Source organism: Mycetocola sp. (assembly GCF_025464835.1).
In the GTDB taxonomy this organism is placed as follows: domain Bacteria; phylum Actinomycetota; class Actinomycetes; order Actinomycetales; family Microbacteriaceae; genus Mycetocola_A.
Genome location: NZ_JAODMP010000008.1, coordinates 25,376 through 39,423 on the forward strand (window position 1 = coordinate 25,376; position 14,048 = coordinate 39,423).

The 14,048-nt window shown below is 66.5% G+C and carries 13 protein-coding genes; 6 read left to right on the forward strand and 7 right to left on the reverse strand.

From position 1 onward, the window contains the following. Positions 1-81: 81 nt before the first annotated feature. The 3 genes from JWP90_RS01145 to pheA form a co-directional block, all read right to left on the reverse strand. Positions 82-549, reverse strand: coding sequence for a hypothetical protein (locus JWP90_RS01145; protein WP_297358709.1), 468 nt, complete (start codon positions 547-549; stop codon positions 82-84). Beyond that, entirely contained in the window at positions 549-1,154 is a 606-nt protein-coding gene (locus tag JWP90_RS01150; RefSeq protein WP_297358711.1) for a hypothetical protein, read from the reverse strand. The genes JWP90_RS01145 and JWP90_RS01150 overlap by 1 nt, the downstream gene beginning before the upstream one ends. Before the next feature lie 64 nt (positions 1,155-1,218). Continuing rightward, positions 1,219-2,169 carry a prephenate dehydratase gene (gene pheA, locus JWP90_RS01155; RefSeq protein WP_297358714.1) on the reverse strand — a complete coding sequence of 317 codons (951 nt, stop codon included), beginning with the start codon at positions 2,167-2,169 and terminating at the stop codon, positions 1,219-1,221. Between the two features lie 193 nt (positions 2,170-2,362). On the opposite strand from pheA, the gene JWP90_RS01160 reads away from it, so the two are divergent. Both JWP90_RS01160 and pgm read left to right on the forward strand, forming a co-directional pair. Then, positions 2,363-3,670 (forward strand): alpha/beta hydrolase, encoded by a 1,308-nt coding sequence (locus JWP90_RS01160; RefSeq protein ID WP_297358716.1) that lies wholly within the window; start codon positions 2,363-2,365, stop codon positions 3,668-3,670. Positions 3,671-3,733: 63 nt separating this feature from the next. Then, positions 3,734-5,353 carry a phosphoglucomutase (alpha-D-glucose-1,6-bisphosphate-dependent) gene (pgm, locus tag JWP90_RS01165; protein WP_297358718.1) on the forward strand — a complete coding sequence of 540 codons (1,620 nt, stop codon included), beginning with the start codon at positions 3,734-3,736 and terminating at the stop codon, positions 5,351-5,353. 341 nt (positions 5,354-5,694) lie between these two features. Here the strand turns inward: pgm and JWP90_RS01170 are convergent, their stop codons facing one another. Both JWP90_RS01170 and JWP90_RS01175 read right to left on the reverse strand, forming a co-directional pair. Continuing rightward, the gene (locus tag JWP90_RS01170) at positions 5,695-6,372 is read right to left on the reverse strand and encodes an SGNH/GDSL hydrolase family protein (RefSeq protein WP_297358720.1); all 678 of its coding nucleotides are present in this window, start codon (positions 6,370-6,372) and stop codon (positions 5,695-5,697) included. Between the two features lie 44 nt (positions 6,373-6,416). Further along, on the reverse strand, positions 6,417-7,346 hold the full coding sequence (locus tag JWP90_RS01175) for an amidase domain-containing protein (protein ID WP_297358722.1): 930 nt from the start codon (positions 7,344-7,346) through the stop codon (positions 6,417-6,419). A gap of 162 nt (positions 7,347-7,508) precedes the next feature. Between JWP90_RS01175 and JWP90_RS01180 the strand changes: the two genes are divergently transcribed. The 4 genes from JWP90_RS01180 to sufU all read left to right on the forward strand — a co-directional run bounded on the left by JWP90_RS01180 (position 7,509) and on the right by sufU (position 11,898). Further along, positions 7,509-8,918, forward strand: coding sequence for a GH1 family beta-glucosidase (locus JWP90_RS01180; protein WP_297358724.1), 1,410 nt, complete (start codon positions 7,509-7,511; stop codon positions 8,916-8,918). 21 nt (positions 8,919-8,939) lie between these two features. Continuing rightward, positions 8,940-9,950 carry a LacI family DNA-binding transcriptional regulator gene (locus JWP90_RS01185; protein WP_297358839.1) on the forward strand — a complete coding sequence of 337 codons (1,011 nt, stop codon included), beginning with the start codon at positions 8,940-8,942 and terminating at the stop codon, positions 9,948-9,950. A gap of 188 nt (positions 9,951-10,138) precedes the next feature. Further along, the gene (locus JWP90_RS01190) at positions 10,139-11,452 is read left to right on the forward strand and encodes a cysteine desulfurase (RefSeq protein ID WP_297358726.1); all 1,314 of its coding nucleotides are present in this window, start codon (positions 10,139-10,141) and stop codon (positions 11,450-11,452) included. Beyond that, on the forward strand, positions 11,449-11,898 hold the full coding sequence (sufU, locus tag JWP90_RS01195; RefSeq protein WP_297358728.1) for a Fe-S cluster assembly sulfur transfer protein SufU: 450 nt from the start codon (positions 11,449-11,451) through the stop codon (positions 11,896-11,898). The genes JWP90_RS01190 and sufU overlap by 4 nt, the downstream gene beginning before the upstream one ends. 107 nt (positions 11,899-12,005) lie before the next feature. Here the strand turns inward: sufU and JWP90_RS01200 are convergent, their stop codons facing one another. Together JWP90_RS01200 and JWP90_RS01205 are read right to left on the reverse strand one after the other, a co-directional pair. Beyond that, positions 12,006-12,932, reverse strand: coding sequence for an LLM class F420-dependent oxidoreductase (locus JWP90_RS01200; RefSeq protein ID WP_297358730.1), 927 nt, complete (start codon positions 12,930-12,932; stop codon positions 12,006-12,008). Continuing rightward, the gene (locus JWP90_RS01205) at positions 12,929-13,786 is read right to left on the reverse strand and encodes a site-specific DNA-methyltransferase (RefSeq protein WP_297358841.1); all 858 of its coding nucleotides are present in this window, start codon (positions 13,784-13,786) and stop codon (positions 12,929-12,931) included. Before JWP90_RS01205 ends, JWP90_RS01200 begins: the two co-directional genes overlap by 4 nt. Positions 13,787-14,048 lie beyond the last annotated feature (262 nt).

Consider the following 14,048-nt stretch of genomic DNA (forward strand, 5'->3'; position numbering starts at 1 on the left):
ATTCGTGGATCCATCGTGGCGCGACGCGCAGAAAGGCCGTTGTGGGGCCCCCAACAGTTTGACTTGCCGGGGAGGCATCCGTCAATTTCGGGCCAGCGGATGCCGCGACTGCCAACGCGCCGCCCCTGCGAAAACCGCGCCGATGATCAGGGCGAGGCCGGTGAAAGCCGGGATGCCGATCGGCTGCAATTGCCATCCGCCCCACGAGATGACGGTGTACTCGGCACGGTACCCGCCCCACGAGATGGACACATTTCCGTCTTCCATCTCATGGATCTCGAAGGCGCGCTCGGGCATGTCTCCACCCGATGAAAGGTTCTCCATGATGAGCGATCGGCGGAAGTAGCCTGTGTCCGTCCCGACGGACTCGGGAATTCCGGCCTCTTCCAGTTGCCGGCGCTCTTCAGCAGTCAACGTCACCGCCGCCGTGGCGGCGTCGCTGCGCAGTTGGGCGTCCACGGCGGCAACCGCGATTCCGCCGACGAGCAGGAGCACGCCGGCGGTGATCGCCATCCCGATCAGACCCAGACGTCGAAGCGAGGCGACCATCAGTCTGACTGGTTCCCGGGCGGAGCAGCACCGGAGTCGTCGTCGACGAACCGGCGCTGTGGACTCCACCGCCAAGCCACGAAGAAAAACACGCCGAGCAGGGTCAGCACCCCAGCGAGCGCAAGGAGCGGCGAGAGCCCCCATGCCAGCTGGGCCGCGATCATGGCCTCAGGCATGCCCCCCTCGGAAGCCCCGGATCCGTAGACCGCGCCGCTGAAGACCTGCTTGAGAGACCAACGGAAGCCTCCGACGCCGCCGGCGATGAGCACCAACCCCGCAACGCTGAGGGCGACCAGGTACGGATTCCGCCAGGGTGATGCGGGCACAACCGGTGCGGCCTCCTCATCGGATCGCTCCTGGTCTGGCGATTCTGCGGGCCGGAACATGTCGTCCGCCCCTGCCGTCGCCGACTGCTCGGAGCCCTCCGCAGCGTCGACCGGTGCCGGCGGGATGCGTCGCATGATCGGCTCGGGGACAGGCGTTATCGGCCGAGGCTGAACGTGTTCGTGCTGCTCCGTCGGGGCTGCGATTTCTTCGTGCACGGCCGGGTCGAAGCCGCGCTGGAACTCGGGGCTGTAGCGGGGGTCGAAACCTGCACGGTCCATCCGATGCTCCTTCGACGAGGCGAATGTCTGGAGCCTAGCGAACCGCGACAGCTGCGGCGAGCGTTCAGGCCCCGGGTTCGCCGGTGACCAGGCCGCGCAACCAGTCCCGCGCCTCGACGAACACGTCGTCGCCGTATTTCGGATCGAAGGTGATCGAGGCCTTGTCTGCCCGGGGATAGGACCCGAGGAAGATCACGCCAGGGCTGAACCGGCGCACGCCGAGTAGGGCGTCGGCGACCCGTTCGTCCCGAATATGGCCGTCGGCGTCGATGATGAAGCGATACCGGCCGAGTTCGTCGCCGATCGGACGCGATTCGATCAGGCTCATGTTGACGCCGCGGGTCGAGAACTGCTCGAGCAATTCAAGCAATGCTCCGGCGCGGTCCACCGGCAGCTCGGCGATCAGGCTGGTCTTGTCCGCGCCGGTCGGCTCAGGCAGCTGGGTGGTCTTGCTGACGAGGAGAAAGCGGGTGACGGCGTTGGGGTTGTCACCGATGTTCTCGGCGAGCACATCGAGGTCGTAGTGGGCCACGATCCCGGGCGGCGCGATGGCAGCGTCCGCAATCTCGCTCTCGAGAAGAGCGGATGCCGCCGCAACGTTGCTCGTCGCCGGAATGTGTCCGTGCTCCGGCAGGGTCGTATCCATCCAGGCGTGGCACTGGGCGTAAGCGACCGGGTGGGCGTTGACCACCCTGACATCGGCGAGCGCGGTCCCCCGGCGTGCGACCAGGACGAAGTTCACCGGAACGAGGTATTCGCCGATGATGCGAAGCCCCGGCATGGTGGCGAGAGCATCCTGAGCCACCGAGACGCCGCCTTCGATGGAATTCTCGATGGCGATCACAGCTGCGTCACTGCGACCCTCGAGAACATCGTCGAGCGCTTCGCCCACGTTGTTGACCGACCGCCAGTTCTGGCCGGCCGCCTCGGGAACCTGGGCGAGAGCCGCCTCGGTGAATGTGCCGCGAGGACCGAGATAACTGTAGGTGCGGAGCGCGGGGCGGGTATCTGCCATGGTCTTGAGCCTACTGGTCAGGCCCGAATGGGGAGTGTGCTCGAGGGGCCCGGGCCGATAGAGTTAGCGGAGTGTACCCGCCAAATCTTTGCGTGGCGGGAGCGACATTCGCGCGTCGTGGAACTGAGGGTGGAACTCGGTGGGTTTCTGGGGGGTTACCAGGGGGACGGTATCGCACCGTATCGCCCCACTTTTGCATGCGTTCGGTGGGGCCGCGACGGCACTCGCCGTCGGAGTTGCTGCGCTCGGGATGCTGCCGGAACCCGGGGCCGCCGACGGTGCCCCCTCACCCATCGTGACGATGGAAGAAGTGCCGTCGAACGGCGCCGATTTCGCTGTCCAGTTCGGCGGTCGGGTGTCCGCCGCGGTGGAGACTCTGGCCAGCTTGCCCGCCGCCCAGGTGGCTGCATTGTGGGTGGATCTGCCCAGGCCGTTCGTCGGCGAGCTGATCGAGGAACGGCCGGATGTGATCGGCAACCTCGAGGGGGCGAGCTACACCGACCGGGACCGTGCCAACATCCGCCGGCTGGCCACGGTGCAGCGGGACGCCGTCGCGACGGAGCAGCTTGCACTCTCCCAGCTCCGCTCACCCTCCGCGCTGGACTCCTCCGCACTGACCGTGGCAGAAGCAACCGCGCGGGTCGAGGCGATCGATGTGCTGCTCGGGCTGTTCAGGAACGCACCATCCAACGACGCGCGCCGGTACCTGCTCAGCCTTGACTCCTCCGTCGACGGCCCGCCACTCGCCGCGATCTCCGTCGGCGACCTCGACTCGGCGCCCTACGCCACGTACTTCGTGCCCGGCATGAACAGCAGCGTGCTCCAGGCCGAAGATTACCTGCGGGGCGTCACGCGAATCCAGCAGGCCTCTGCCGCGAGCGCCGCCGTGTTGTGGCTCGGTTACGAGAGCCCCGGTCCGGTCGAGACCGTGTCGACGGCGCGGGCCGAGGCGGGTGCCGTTCTTCTCGGTGCTGCCCTCGACGGATACAACGCATACCGTGACGCCGTCGGCCTGCGCTCCGAGCTGACTGTCCTCGCACACTCCTACGGCTCGACGACGGCTGCGATCACTCTCGCCGGCGGGGATCACGCTGTGAGCTCGTTCGTGATGATCGGGTCGGCCGGTGTCCCCTCCCACATCAGGCTCGAGGACCTCAACGTTCCGGCCGGCAGGGTCTACGCATCCGAAGCGACGGCCGATGGGCTGGCCGCGAAAGGCCAGTTCTGGTCAGGCCGCGCTAACCCGGCGTCTGCCGAGTGGGGCGCCCAGCTGTTCAGCAGCAACGGAACCACCCTCGCGGATGGCACGATCCTGTCGGCGGTCCGGGCCCATGACGCCGTCGGCGCCGACGATGCAGCCGACCACGAGAAGTACCTCGGCGATGGAACCCAAAGCCTGTACGGCATCCGCAGGATCGTCACAGGCCAGCCGTACGACATCGCTCCGGTCGCTCCGGCGCCATCGACCGACAGCACCATCCTCGCGACGGCCGCGAAGTAAAGCCGCGACGGCCGCGAAGTAAAGCCCCGGCGGATGCCGATGGCATGATGCCACAATGGGTGCATGACTGACCGCGCAGGAACCCCAGCAGCCGAGTCCGACCTCGTCGACGTCCCCGCTCTCCTCAATGCATACTTCGAGTTGAAGCCCGATGTCTCGATCCCCGAGCAGCGAGTGGTGTTCGGCACCTCCGGCCACCGAGGCTCCTCGCTCAACACGGCCTTCAATGAGCATCACATCGCCGCTACGACCCAGGCGATCGTCGAATACCGGGCCAGCCAGGGCATTACCGGGCCTCTGTTCATCGGCTCGGACACCCACGCGCTCAGCCACCCCGCACAGACCACAGCAGTGAAAGTGCTCGTCGGCAATGATGTGCGTGTAGTCGTCGACGAGTTCGACGACTACGTGCCCACGCCGGCGCTCAGCCACGCGATCCTGACCTGGAACAACTCGGGGGTCGAGGAACAGGCCGACGGCATCGTCGTCACGCCGAGCCACAACCCGCCAGGGGACGGCGGGTTCAAGTACAACCCCCCGCACGGCGGCCCCGCAGACAGCGACGCCACGAGCTGGATCGCCAACCGTGCCAACGAGATCATCGAATCCGGCATGGTTGACGTCAACATGGCTGAGCCGAGCGCCGTCGAGACGTACGACTTCCGCAGCAGATATGTGGAAGACCTCGGCACCATCATCGACATGGATGCCATCCGCGACTCAGGCATCCGGATTGGCGCCGACCCGCTCGGAGGGGCGAGCGTGAGCTACTGGCAGGCCATCGCCGACCGGTACAACCTCAACCTCACCGTGGTGAACCCTCATGTGGACCCGACCTGGCGTTTCATGACGCTTGACTGGGACGGCAAGATCCGGATGGATCCGTCGTCGCCGTCGGCCATGGCATCCGTTCTCGCCCATCGCGACGAATACGACATCCTCACCGGCAATGACGCGGATGCCGACCGGCACGGCATCGTCACGCCGGACGGCGGGCTGATGAACCCCAACCACTTCCTCGCCGTATCGATCGACTACCTGTACCGCAACCGGTCGGGCTGGGGTGCGGATGCCGCCATCGGCAAGACCCTCGTCTCCAGTTCGATGATCGACCGGGTCGCCGAATCGCTCGGGCGCCGGCTTGAAGAGGTACCGGTCGGGTTCAAATGGTTCGTGCCGGGACTCGTCGACGGCTCGGTCGCGTTCGGGGGCGAAGAAAGTGCCGGGGCGAGCTTCCTGCGCAAGGACGGCACCGTGTGGACGACGGACAAGGACGGCATCCTGCTCTGCCTTCTCGCGGCTGAAATCCTCGCGGTCACCGGGAGCACCCCATCCGAGCTGTATCGCGGGTTGACCGAAAAGTATGGCGACCCGGTATACGAACGCGTCGACGCGGCGGCGACACCGGCGCAGAAGGCGGCGCTCGGCAAGCTCGACGGCGACGCGATCGCCGCGACCGAGCTGGCCGGGGACCCGATCCTCGCGAAGCTCAGCAAAGCCCCTGGCAACGGCGCGGCCGTCGGCGGCGTGAAGGTCGTTACCGCGAACGCCTGGTTCGCGGCCCGGCCGAGCGGCACGGAAGACGTGTACAAGATCTACGCGGAGTCGTTCACGGGCATCGAGCACCTCAGGCAGGTTCAGGCTGAGGCGAAGCTCATCGTGAACGCGGCGCTCGGGGGTTAGCCGGACGGACGCTCAGCAGGAGGCGGGTCCGGGACAGCGCCGATCGCTCCACCTGTTGAGTGTCCACAGCGCGCGATGTGCCTGTCCTACCTTCGGCCTCGCGGGGGCGGATGCGCCCCTCGAAACTCGCGTAGCGCGAAGAGGGTGTTCGGCGCCGTCGTCGTCGGCACCACAATCGAGTTCGAAAAATCGGGCCGCTGGGCGAGGTGGAAGACGAGCGATCAGGAGGCAGCCGAACCGGTTTCGGCTCGCTGAAGCTGACAGGAAAGGGGCCCGCCGGGAGGCGGGCCCTTTTTCGTGTGCCGGAGAACTCCTGCCAGCGATGGCGCGAGAGCGGCGGCTCAGAGCTTCAGCTTCGTGAGCTCCTCGTCCATGCGCTCCGCGATTTCCGTGTGCCCGGCGTCGTTCGGGTGGACGCCGTCGGCGGCGATCCACTCCGGGTGTCCCTCCAGCCACCGTGATGCTCCCGGAATGTAATCCGCGCCGACCTCGGAGGCGGCATCCCGGACCCAGCCGATGATCGTGTCGACGGATCCCGGGCGTTCGTCGGTGTACCAGAACGGTTCGACGACAACGAGGCGGGTGTCTGGCAGTTCCGCGGCGAACGTGTTCAGGTCATGACGGATCGCCGATTCGATCTGAGTGGCACGCTCCGGCATGGCGAAGTTGTCGTTGAGCCCCATGGTGACCACGACGATGTCGGGATCCTCGGCGACGATGAGGCCGACCAGGTCGTCGGCAAGCAGATCCCGGTTGATCACGTATCCCAGTCCATCGACGCTCGGGTTGATCTCCGCCCAGCCTCGATCCCTGGCGACCTGCGTCGACCACCGGAGGTCCGGGTCGCTCACGCCGGTGCCGCGCGTGTACGAATCACCGTAGAACGCGGTGACCTGCTGACCCGGCGTGCGGGACACTCCCCGATCATCGTCGGGCGCGCCCATCGAACAGGCGGCCAGCGCGGATGTCGCAAGTGCGGCGACGACGGCGAGAAGACGAGTTGCTGCAGATGCCGCCATACGATTGCACTCCGGTTGGGTTTCGAGGTGGCGCCGAGGCACCGTTATGCGGGGATGCTCCAGAACCAGGCGTTACCGCCAGGGTGCTCGACCGTGATGACGTTGTCGAGGTCACGGTAGTCGCCGTCGAGATTATGGCTCACGAAAGCGATCTTCGTCTCGCCGTCGACAACCTCCACCCGCGACACCAGCATCACATGGTCGGGGATCTCGTTGAGGTTCCAATCGAAGATGCCGATGTCCCCGACCTTCACCTGGTCGCGCTGATCGAGTGTCAGCTTCGTCAGGCCGAGGCTTGGGTCGCTCGCGAGCCACGCGTCCATCGCCGGAACGTAACCCCACGCCGGGCTCCAGTCCGCGATCGTTGCGGCTGCGTTCCTGTTGAACCAGGTGTCATTCTGTGTCCAGCCCCGCTGGATGAGCGTCTGGCTGACGAAGTTGGCGCAGTCCCCGCCGACCGGGTTGAGGTTTCCCCACTCATCCGAGTTGTAGTCGTTCCAGTGCTTCAACGCGTACTGCATCTGCGCGTCGACACCGGTGACGACGGCATACGCGTAGTTCAGCGGAGCCGACTGCTGGAGAACCTCGTTCCCACTGGACACGACGATCGCTGCATCCGCTGGCTGGAAGTGCAGAGCGGCCGGTGCGACGGCGGTGACCTCGCCGTCGCCTGTAACGGTCACGTCGGCAGCGGGGACGCCACCGATGGTGACGTCAGTGACGTCCGCGAGGCCGGTTCCGGTGATGGTGATGGGTGTCCCGCCGGTCACCGAACCGCTCGCCGGCGTGATCGCGCTGGCCACGCTCGCGTCGGCGGGGGCGGAGGTGCTGATGGCCGCCGGTCGTTCGTCTTCCGGCGTGACCGACGCGGAGCATCCTGCCCAGACCAACGCCGAGCTCACCACGATGACCACTGCCGCGATACGTCGGGATCGAACCCGGAGGCTGACGGGTCTGCGGGCACTACTCGGCACGGTACATCCTTCAAAGAAACAGCGGTGAATCTCCATGGTAGGCGACCGATGTGTCCTGTTCCTGATGACTCGCTTGACAACGGGCGGGTCAGCGCCGTAGCGTGTCCGGGATTCCTGAGAGCGCTCTCAGGTCGACATCTGCGAAGGAGCAGTGAAGCGCCAGTGACATCAAACTTTCCGTCCACTTTCCTCTGGGGGTCGGCGACCGCTGCCGCCCAGGTCGAGGGCGCAGCGCACGAAGACGGCAAAGAGGATTCGATCTGGGATGCCTTCGCCCGGGTCCCTGGGGCGATCGCGAACGGCGACGACCTCGAGATCGCCGTGGATCACTACCACCGTTATGTCGGTGATGTCGCGATCATGAAGCAGCTCGGCCTTGGTTCGTATCGCTTCTCGACGAGTTGGGCCCGTGTCGTGCCCGGTGACCGGGAGCCGAACCCGGCCGGCCTGGACTTCTATTCCCGCCTCGTTGACGAGCTGCTCGGAGCAGGCATCCTGCCCTGGCTGACGCTGTACCACTGGGACCTGCCACAGGCCCTCGAGGAGAAGGGCGGCTGGACGAATCGCGACACCGCGCTGCGCTTCGCCGACTACGCCGAAACGGTGTACGGCACGCTCGGCGACCGGGTGAAGAACTGGACCACGTTCAACGAACCGTTCTGCTCGTCACTGCTCGGTTATGCGGCCGGCGTGCACGCCCCCGGCCGGCAGGACCCCGCCGCGGCCGTCGCCGCCATCCATCACCAGCACCTCGGCCATGGTCTCGCCGTGAACCGGCTGCGGGAGCTCGGTGCCGACCAGATCGGCATCACCCTCAACCTCTCCAACGCGATCCCCCTGAACGCAAACGACCCGGTCGACGTCGAGGCTGCCCGCCGGTTCGACGTGCTGCAGAACCGGGTCTTCCTCGACCCGATCGTGACCGGCGCCTACCCGGAGGACGCGCTCGCCGACCTTGAGCAGTTCGGGCTCCGCGAACTCATCCAGCCGGGCGACCTGGAGATCATCGGCACGCAAATCGACTTCCTGGGCGTCAACCACTACCACGACGACCAGGTTTCCGGGCACGAGGACGACTCGGGAACCGATGGTCATTCCGGAGCGACCGGGCGGGAGGTCCGGTCATGCTGGATCGGTTCCGAGTACGTCACCTTCCCCAGTCGCGGGCTGCCTCGCACCGCCATGAACTGGGAGGTGAACCCGTCGGGGCTGCACAAGCTGCTCGTGCGTCTCGGCCGCGAATACCCGAACCTGCCGCCCCTGTTCGTCACGGAGAACGGCTCGGCGTATGACGACTCCGTCTCAGAAGACGGCCAGGTCCACGACACGGAGCGCACGAAGTACATCCAGGACCACGTGCAGGCGGTCTCGGATGCGATCGCCGACGGCGCCGACGTGCGCGGCTATTTCGTGTGGTCGCTGCTCGACAACTTCGAATGGTCATGGGGCTACGACAAACGCTTCGGTATCGTGCGGGTCGACTACGAGACACAGGAACGCACGATCAAGGATTCCGGGCGCGCCTACGCGCAAATCCTCGCCGACGCAAGATCCGGCATCCCAGCGCAGTAGATGACGCCGGAAGGGCGCATGATGGGCACACCGGCTCGGTCGCCGACACTGGAGATGGTCGCAGCGCGTGCCGGGGTTTCCCGCGCCACGGTGTCCCGCGTGGTCAACGCCTCCCCCACGGTCACCGCTGAGGTCGCGGCACTCGTTCACGCGGCGATCTCCGATTTGAGCTACGTGCCCAACCGCGCGGCCCGATCGCTGGCCAGCCGCACGACCCAGGTGATCGCCCTCGTCGTTCCCGAGTCGACAGCGAAGGTGTTCGCCGACCCGTTCTTCGCGTCTGTCGTGCAGGGCGTCGCCCTCCACCTCGCCGAGACGGATTACACACTCAACCTGCTCATCGCCTCCGAGACCACGTCAGACAAGACCAGGCGCTATCTGCTCGGCGGCAACGTCGACGGCGCCCTCGTCGTCTCACACCACTCCGGCGACCACTCGTACACACACCTGGGGCAGGGGCTCCCGGTCGTGTTCGGCGGCAGGCCGCTCAGCGCCGATGCGCTGTTCGGCCACTACGTCGATGTGGACAATGTCTCCGGCGGCCGGCTCGCCACCCGTCACCTGATCGAGCGCGGCTGCCGCTCGATCGCGACCATCGCCGGCCCTCAGGACATGCCGGCGGGCATCGACCGGCTCATCGGTTGGCGGAATGCCGTCACCGCGGCCGGCCTGGATGAATCCCTCGTCGAGTACGGCGACTACTCCCCCGCCGACGGAGCCGCGGCGATGCGCCGGCTGCTCGACAGGCGCGTGCCGATCGACGGCTTGTTCGTATTCAGCGACCAGCTTGCTGCAGGCGCATACTCGGTTATGCGTGAGGCGGGCCTCTCCATCCCGGGCGACATCGCCGTCGTCGGCTACGACGACGACCGGTACGCGTCGACGGTGAGCCCGACGCTCACGACCGTGAATCAGGCCCCGGTCGAGATGGGGGCCAGGATGGCCGAGATCGTCGTGCGCCTCATCGGCGGCGAACAGGTCGAGACGGCGACGATCATGCCGACGAAGCTCGTGGTGAGGGAGTCGGCGTGAGCTGGTTGCCGGTTCACGGGGGTTCGGCGGCCCTGTCGATGCTGCACGGTCAGCACTTGAGGGAGTAACAGGAGCAGAATAGAGGAATACCCTGCGGCTGCCTGCGCTTGACAGAGGGGGAGCCCTGGCGAAGGGATGCAAACGCTGCCGGCGACATCCGTGCCCCGATACAGATCGTGAGTTATGCAATGCCCCACCCGACCGGAACGACAATGGAGCTGGCGACCCCGCTCGCCGACGCCGAGGTGCTGCGCCTGCGCCGCGACTTCCCCGCGCTCAACCAGCAGGTCCACGGACGGGACCTGGTCTACCTGGACTCCGGCGCAACCTCGCAGAAGCCGGTCAGCGTGCTCGACGCGGAACGCTCGTTCTACGAACATGAGAACTCCGCCGTCCATCGCGGCGCCCACACCCTCGCCGCGAACGCCACTGAGTTGTTCGAGAATGCCCGCGCCACCGTCGCCCGCTTCGTCGGCGCTCGCGAGAACGAGATCGTCTGGACCTCGAACGCCACCGAGGGGCTGAACCTGATCGCCTACGGCATGTCCAACGCGAGCCTCGGCCGCGGTGGGGCGGATGCCGCGCGCTTCGTCCTCACGGAGGGTGACGAAATCCTGACCACCGAGGGCGAACACCACGCCAACCTCGTGCCCTGGCAGGAACTCGCCGCCCGCACCGGTGCGACCCTCCGCCACATCCCGGTTGCCGATGACGGCACGCTCCGGATGGACGAGGCCGAGCGGCTCATCACCGGGCGCACCAAACTGGTCACCTTCACCCATGTGTCAAACGTGACCGGTGTCCTCAACCCCGTCGACGATCTCGTCCGGATGGCCCGCGCCGTCGGGGCGCTCGTCGTGCTCGACGCCTGCCAGTCCGCACCGCACCGTGTTCTCGACCTCGCAGCGCTCGACGTCGACTTCGCCGTCTTCTCCGGTCACAAAATGCTCGCGCCCACCGGCATCGGCGTGTTGTACGGCCGGGCCGAGCTCCTGGACGCACTGCCTCCGTTCCTCACAGGCGGGTCGATGATCACGACCGTCACGCTGGAGGCATCCGGGTACCTGCCCGCCCCTCAGCGATTCGAGGCCGGCACCCAGAAGGTGTCACAGGCCATCGCTCTCGCTGCCGCCGTCGACTACCTCTCATCGGTCGGCATGGACCGGATCGAACGCTGGGAGTCCGAGCTCGGCGCCCGACTCGTCGGCGGGTTCAGTGCTATTCCGGGCGTTCGAGTGCTCGGCCCTGGCACCGGTGTGCACCGTGCCGGTCTTGTGAGCGTGGACGTCGATGGTGTGCACGCTCACGATGTCGGTCAGTTCCTCGACGACCGCGGAATCGCCGTGCGTGTCGGGCACCACTGTGCGCAGCCGCTGCACCGCCGGTTCGGGGTGACTGCCTCAACCAGGGCAAGCGCATACCTCTACAACACGACGGCTGACGTGGATGCAGCGATCGATGCGCTCGCCGGCGTGCGGGCGTTCTTCGGGGCGTCGTCGTGAGCGGCGACCTGGCTGGCCTGTACCAGCAGGTGATTCTTGATCACTCCCGCGAGAAACACGGGTTCGGGCTTGCACCGACGGCGGATGCCTCAAGCCACCAGCTCAACCCGACCTGCGGCGATGAACTGACCCTGCAGCTGCACGCCACCGACGGCGTGATCGGTTCGGTGACCTGGGAGGGGGCGGGATGCTCCATCTCGATGGCATCCGCGTCGCTTCTGCATGACCTTGCGCCAGGGCTGACCTACGACGAGGCTCGGGAACGGATCGCCCTGTTCCGGGAGCTCATGCAGTCCCGTGGCGCAGGGGTCGAGGATGAGGATGAACTCCTCGGTGACGCGATCGTGCTCGAGGGCGTCTCCAAGTACGTCGCCCGGGTGAAATGCGCAATGCTCGCCTGGGTCGCGCTCGAGGCCGACCTGGCACAGCTCGACGCCGCCCACTGACACCGCCGCGCCTGGGCTCAACAAGAGACCTCGGCTGCGGCACAGGCTCAACAGGACGAAATGGCACCTTCCGGCTGCGGCATCCTGCTGAGCGTCGCGGTAACTGCTCAGCCGAGCTCGGGCACGACCTCCGCGGCCAGGAACTCCAGGTGCTCGAGGTCGCGCAGGTCGAGGATCTGCAGGTAGACGGTCTCGACCCCGTCGTTCTGCAGCGCGCCGAGGCGGTCGACGATCTCGGCCGCCGTGCCGGCGAGCCCGTTCTCGCGCAACTCCGCCGGCCGGCGACCGATGGCTTCGGCCCGCCGTACGTATTCTGCTTCGTCCTCGCCCCCGGCTGCGACGAAGGCCGCCGAGTACACCAGGTCGTCCGGATCACGGTGGATCGCCTCACACGCGGCCCGCACACCGGCGAACTTCGCGCGGATCTCATCGAACGGAACGAACGGCAGGTTGAATTCGGTGGCGAAACGCGCTGCGAGAGCCGGAGTGCGCCTGGGCCCTCCTCCGCCGACGATGATCGGAAGCGGTGTCTGCATCGGCTTCGGCAGAGCCGGTGAATCGGTGAGCGTGTAATGCTCGCCGGCGAAGGAATAGGTCTTCCCGGTTGGGGTACCGAACAGCCCTGTGATGATTTCGAGCTGCTCCTCGAGCATCCCGAATCGTTTCGGCGGGAACGGTATGCCGTAAGCGGCATGTTCCTCCTCGAACCAGCCGGTGCCAAGGCCCAGCTCGACCCGCCCACCCGACATCGCGTCGACCTGGGCGACCTGGATCGCCAAGATTCCCGGTGGTCGGTAGGTCACGCTCGACACAAGCGTTCCGAGACGGATGCTCGTGGTCTCGCGGGCGAGGCCGGCGAGCGTCGTCCACGCGTCGGTCGGCCCTGGCAGCCCTGAGAAGTGGTCCCCCATGAGCATGTAGTGGTCGCTGCGGAAGAATGCATCGAAACCGAGCCGCTCCGCGGTCTGGGCGACGGCGAGGATGTCGTCGTAGCTGGCGCCCTGTTGGGGTTCGGTGAAAATCCGGAACTTCATGAGGTGCGTCCCTCCTCTGGCGTGGGTCCGTCGAGCCACTCCACCGGGATACCGGCGAGCCGCTTCTGCATGACGGTGATCGCTTCAGGGTTCTGGTCGATGAGGACGAACTCACGGCCGAGCGCCGCGGCCACCGCCCCCGTTGTTCCGCTCCCGGCGAAGAAGTCCAGCACCCGGTCGCCTTCGCGGCTTGAGGCCTGGATGATCCGTCGCAGAACGCCGACGGGTTTCTGGGTCGGGTACCCGGTCTTCTCTTTCCCTGTGGGCGAGACAATGGTGTGCCACCAGACGTCGGTCGGCAGCTTGCCGCGCTCGACCTTCTCGGGGGTGACCAGGCCAGGAGCCATGTACGGTTCACGGTCGACGGCATCCGAATTGAAGTAGTACCGCTTCGGGTTCTTCACGTAGACGAGGATCGTGTCGTGTTTCGTGGGCCAGCGGCTGCGGGACTTGGCGCCGTAGTCGTATGCCCAGATCAGTTCGTTGAGGAAAGCGTCACGGCCGAAGATCGCGTCGAGGAGGACCTTGGCGTAGTGAGCCTCACGGTAGTCGAGGTGCAGGTACAGGGTGCCGTCGTCGGCGAGGAGCCGCCAGGCCTCGACCAGCCGGGGTTCGAGGAACGCCCAGTAGTCGTCGAAGGCATCATCGTAATGTTTCAGAGCGCCCCGGATGCGTTCGTAGCTCTGGCCTTTGAACCCGACGGTTCCCCCTGCGCCCGGTTCGGCTCGCACGCTGCTGGTCTCGTGGCGCTGCTGCTGACGCCCTGTGTTGAACGGGGGGTCGATGTAGACGAGGGTGAAGGATTCATCGTGCAGCGTCGGCAGGATGTCGAGGTTGTTGCCCGAATAGACGATGTTCGCGGCCGGGGCGCTGGCGGGCTCATCGACGGGAATCGACACCGTCCCGTCGAGGATGCCTCCTGGTCCGTCCCCGGGGATCGGAGCGGGCGCCGCGATGCGTGTCTCACGGTCCCGTTCGATTGCGGCCACGTACCGAGTGGGAGCGAACATTTCGTCGATCACGCCGGAAGCCCCGCCGGTGGTGGTTGTGCTCGGGCGCTTTCGCGCCTTCGGAGCGGGAGCCTCCGAGAGCTTCTCGTCCTGGATCAGATCTTCA